Genomic DNA, 5,480 nt, shown 5'->3' with positions numbered 1-5,480 from the left:
TCGTGAAAGATTGTCCGGCGGTGTCCTACTCTCCCACACCCTGTCGAGTGCAGTACCATCGGCGCAGGTGGCCTTAGCTTCCGGGTTCGGAATGGGACCGGGCGTTTCCCCACCGCTATAGCCGCCGTAACTCTATGAAACTGTCACACAGCAGCGCTGACAACCGTGTCAGCGGACCCCGCACCCCCAGTGAAAGGGACAGGGTTCGCAGACTTTGGTGTCTGCTGCAGTGTCTGTGTGTTGTTTCAGATACTGCACAGTGGACGCGTAGCTTCTTTGTTGGTAAGTCCTCGGCCGATTAGTACCAGTCACCTACACCCGTTACCGGGCTTCCAGTTCTGGCCTATCAACCCCATGGTCTGTGGGGGGCCTTAACCCTTCAAGAGGGTGAGAAACCTCATCTTGGAACAGGCTTCCCGCTTAGATGCTTTCAGCGGTTATCCCTTCCGAACGTAGCTAACCAGCGGTGCTCCTGGCGGAACAACTGGCACACCAGAGGTTCGTCCGTCCCGGTCCTCTCGTACTAGGGACAGCCTTCCTCAAGTTTCTGACGCGCGCGGCGGATAGAGACCGAACTGTCTCACGACGTTCTAAACCCAGCTCGCGTGCCGCTTTAATGGGCGAACAGCCCAACCCTTGGGACCTACTCCAGCCCCAGGATGCGACGAGCCGACATCGAGGTGCCAAACCATCCCGTCGATATGGACTCTTGGGGAAGATCAGCCTGTTATCCCCGGGGTACCTTTTATCCGTTGAGCGACACCGCTTCCACTTGCCGGTGCCGGATCACTAGTCCCGACTTTCGTCCCTGCTCGAGCTGTCGCTCTCACAGTCAAGCTCCCTTGTGCACTTGCACTCGACACCTGATTGCCAACCAGGCTGAGGGAACCTTTGGGCGCCTCCGTTACATTTTAGGAGGCAACCGCCCCAGTTAAACTACCCACCAGGCACTGTCCCTGAACCAGATCATGGTCCGAGGTTAGAAGTCCAATACGATCAGAGTGGTATTTCAACGATGACTCCACAAACACTGGCGTGCCCGCTTCACAGTCTCCCACCTATCCTACACAAACCGTACCGAACACCAATACCAAGCTATAGTGAAGGTCCCGGGGTCTTTTCGTCCTGCCGCGCGTAACGAGCATCTTTACTCGTAATGCAATTTCGCCGAGTCTGTGGTTGAGACAGCAGAGAAGTCGTTACGCCATTCGTGCAGGTCGGAACTTACCCGACAAGGAATTTCGCTACCTTAGGATGGTTATAGTTACCACCGCCGTTTACCGGGGCTTAAATTCTCAGCTTCGCGCCGAAGCGCTAACCGGTCCTCTTAACCTTCCGGCACCGGGCAGGCGTCAGTCCGTATACATCGTCTTACGACTTCGCACGGACCTGTGTTTTTAGTAAACAGTCGCTTCTCTCTGGTCTCTGCGACCCCACCCAGCTCAGACCGTAAAGGCCGTCACCAGGCGTGGTCCCCCTTCTCCCGAAGTTACGGGGGCATTTTGCCGAGTTCCTTAACCACAGTTCTCTCGATCGCCTTAGTATTCTCTACCTGACCACCTGTGTCGGTTTGGGGTACGGGCCGTGTACCAACTCACTAGAGGCTTTTCTCGGCAGCATAGGATCACTGAATTCGCCTCAATCGGCTACGCATCACCTCTCAGGCACATGCTGTGCGGATTTGCCTACACAACGCCCTACAGGCTTACACCAGTACAACCACTGACTGGCCCAGCTACCTTCCTGCGTCACCCCATCGCTTACCTACTACAACCCGGGTCCCATGCAGCCCCCTCCAGCTTCCCGAAGGAAGTCTTTTGGGTTTTGGATGGTTAGCAAAGCTGATTCGATATTTGGCGCGGTTAGCAAAGCTGATTCGATATTTGGCGCGGATACACGGGTACGGGAATATCAACCCGTTGTCCATCGACTACGCCTGTCGGCCTCGCCTTAGGTCCCGACTCACCCTGGGCGGATTAACCTGGCCCAGGAACCCTTGGTCATTCGGCGGACGAGTTTCTCACTCGTCTTTCGCTACTCATGCCTGCATTCTCACTCCCGTAGCCTCCACGACTGGATCACTCCGCCGCTTCCCTGGCTACAGGACGCTCCCCTACCCATCCAGACTCCTGGCCCGAAGGCGGGATAATGTCTGAATGCCGCGGCTTCGGCGGTGTACTTGAGCCCCGCTACATTGTCGGCGCAGAATCACTTGACCAGTGAGCTATTACGCACTCTTTCAAGGGTGGCTGCTTCTAAGCCAACCTCCTGGTTGTCTTCGCGACTCCACATCCTTTTCCACTTAGTACACGCTTAGGGGCCTTAGCCGGCGATCTGGGCTGTTTCCCTCTCGACTACGAAGCTTATCCCCCGCAGTCTCACTGCCGCGCTCTCACTCACCGGCATTCGGAGTTTGGCTGATTTCGGTAAGCTTGTAGGCCCCCTAGACCATCCAGTAGCTCTACCTCCGGTGAGAAACACGCGACGCTGCACCTAAATGCATTTCGGGGAGAACCAGCTATCACGGAGTTTGATTGGCCTTTCACCCCTACCCACAGCTCATCCCCTCAGTTTTCAACCTAAGTGGGTTCGGGCCTCCACGACGTCTTACCGTCGCTTCACCCTGGCCATGGGTAGATCACTCCGCTTCGGGTCTAGAACATGCGACTCCAAACGCCCTATTCGGACTCGCTTTCGCTACGGCTACCCCACACGGGTTAACCTCGCCACATGCCACTAACTCGCAGGCTCATTCTTCAAAAGGCACGCCATCACCCCACCACCGAAATGGAAGGCTCTGACGGATTGTAAGCGCACGGTTTCAGGTACTATTTCACTCCCCTCCCGGGGTACTTTTCACCTTTCCCTCACGGTACTAGTCCGCTATCGGTCACCAGGGAGTATTCAGGCTTATCGGGTGGTCCCGACAGATTCACAGCAGATTTCACGGGCCCGCTGCTACTCGGGTACTCACTACAAGAGCCGTTGAATTTTCGTCTACGGGATTCTCACCCTCTACGACAGGCCGTTCCAGACCACTTCGACTAACCCAACGGTTTCTGACTCTCGCTCCATCCGGCAGAATGAAGAAAATGAGCCCCACAACCCCAAGAACGCAACCCCTGCCGGGTATCACACGCTCCTGGTTTAGCCTCATCCGCTTTCGCTCGCCACTACTCACGGAATCACTGTTGTTTTCTCTTCCTGTGGGTACTGAGATGTTTCACTTCCCCACGTTCCCTCCACACACCCTATATATTCAGATGCGGGTAACACGACATCACTCGTGCTGGGTTTCCCCATTCGGAAATCCTCGGATCTCAGCTCGGTTGACAGCTCCCCGAGGCTTATCGCAGCCTCCTACGTCCTTCATCGGCTCCTGGTGCCAAGGCATCCACCGTACGCTCTTAAACACTTACTAACAAAGATGCTCGCGTCCACTGTGCAGTTCTCAAACAACACACAAGGCCAAACCCGAACTCAGCACCAGCCGGAACCGAAATCCCGCGGTATGACTGAAGGCTCAACCTCGTCGTTATCTTGCCTGGAGAAACACTCGCGTGTTCTCTCAGGACCCAACAGTGTGTCGATATATCAACCACGGGATCAGCCACACAGGACCGACCACAATGCGGGAGAGCTTGTCAGCGTTCCACCCATGAGCGTCCGCCGGACTACATATGAGTCCGAAACGGTCTCTGGCATCAGCGTTTACCATCCCCGACTCTTCGGGGTGCGATGCAGAAGTGCTCCTTAGAAAGGAGGTGATCCAGCCGCACCTTCCGGTACGGCTACCTTGTTACGACTTCGTCCCAATCGCCAATCCCACCTTCGACGGCTCCCTCCACAAGGGTTAGGCCACCGGCTTCGGGTGTTACCGACTTTCATGACGTGACGGGCGGTGTGTACAAGGCCCGGGAACGTATTCACCGCAGCGTTGCTGATCTGCGATTACTAGCGACTCCAACTTCACGGGGTCGAGTTGCAGACCCCGATCCGAACTGAGACCGGCTTTAAGGGATTCGCTCCACCTCACGGTATCGCAGCCCTCTGTACCGGCCATTGTAGCATGTGTGAAGCCCTGGACATAAGGGGCATGATGACTTGACGTCGTCCCCACCTTCCTCCGAGTTGACCCCGGCAGTCTCCTGCGAGTCCCCAACTTTACTTGCTGGCAACACAGGACAAGGGTTGCGCTCGTTGCGGGACTTAACCCAACATCTCACGACACGAGCTGACGACAGCCATGCACCACCTGTACACCGACCACAAGGGGGCCTACATCTCTGCAGGTTTCCGGTGTATGTCAAACCCAGGTAAGGTTCTTCGCGTTGCATCGAATTAATCCACATGCTCCGCCGCTTGTGCGGGCCCCCGTCAATTCCTTTGAGTTTTAGCCTTGCGGCCGTACTCCCCAGGCGGGGTACTTAATGCGTTAGCTACGGCACGGATCCCGTGGAAGGAAACCCACACCTAGTACCCACCGTTTACGGCGTGGACTACCAGGGTATCTAATCCTGTTCGCTACCCACGCTTTCGCTTCTCAGCGTCAGTTACTTCCCAGAGACCCGCCTTCGCCACCGGTGTTCCTCCTGATATCTGCGCATTTCACCGCTACACCAGGAATTCCAGTCTCCCCTGAAGTACTCAAGTCTGCCCGTATCGCCCGCAAGCTTGGGGTTGAGCCCCAAGTTTTCACGGACGACGCGACAAACCGCCTACAAGCTCTTTACGCCCAGTAATTCCGGACAACGCTCGCACCCTACGTATTACCGCGGCTGCTGGCACGTAGTTGGCCGGTGCTTCTTCTACAGGTACCGTCACTTGCGCTTCGTCCCTGTCGAAAGAGGTTTACAACCCGAAGGCCGTCATCCCTCACGCGGCGTCGCTGCATCAGGCTTTCGCCCATTGTGCAATATTCCCCACTGCTGCCTCCCGTAGGAGTCTGGGCCGTGTCTCAGTCCCAGTGTGGCCGGTCACCCTCTCAGGTCGGCTACCCGTCGTCGCCTTGGTGGGCCGTTACCCCGCCAACAAGCTGATAGGCCGCGGGCCCATCTCGCACCGATAAATCTTTCCACCACAAACCATGCAGCCCGTGGTCATATCCGGTATTAGACCCAGTTTCCCAGGCTTATCCCGAAGTGCGAGGCAGATCACCCACGTGTTACTCACCCGTTCGCCGCTCGTGTACCCCGAAGGGCCTTACCGCTCGACTTGCATGTGTTAAGCACGCCGCCAGCGTTCGTCCTGAGCCAGGATCAAACTCTCCGTTGAAGACTCACAATCACACCCCCAAAAGAGGCGCAATCAAAGCTATAACTAGAGTCCGAAAACCTAGCAAAACAAAACGCCAGCAAAAGTATTTGCTGACTAAATGTCCAACCTTCCAACCGGGGGGTATGAAAGGCCGGAACCAATAAATAATTGGCACTGACATTCATCGACACACTATTGAGTTCTCAAAGAACACACGCACACAC

Annotated in this window: 3 rRNA genes; all 3 read right to left on the bottom strand. The window is 56.0% G+C overall.

What is annotated here, in order from left to right:
* Positions 1-12 precede the first annotated feature (12 nt).
* The 3 genes from rrf to NA11_RS43500 all read right to left on the bottom strand — a co-directional run bounded on the left by rrf (position 13) and on the right by NA11_RS43500 (position 5,274).
* Positions 13-129 (bottom strand): 5S ribosomal RNA (rrf, locus tag NA11_RS43510).
* A 149-nt stretch (positions 130-278) separates the two neighbouring features.
* Positions 279-3,421, bottom strand: a 23S ribosomal RNA gene (locus tag NA11_RS43505).
* Positions 3,422-3,757: 336 nt separating this feature from the next.
* Positions 3,758-5,274, bottom strand: a 16S ribosomal RNA gene (locus NA11_RS43500).
* Together the 16S, 23S and 5S rRNA genes form the textbook arrangement of a ribosomal RNA operon.
* Positions 5,275-5,480: the final 206 nt, after the last annotated feature.

The sequence above is a fragment of the Nocardia altamirensis NBRC 108246 genome (assembly GCF_001612685.1).
GTDB lineage: Bacteria > Actinomycetota > Actinomycetes > Mycobacteriales > Mycobacteriaceae > Nocardia > Nocardia altamirensis.
Note: the sequence above shows the minus strand (reverse complement) of the source record. Positions and strands in the feature narration are given on the sequence as shown.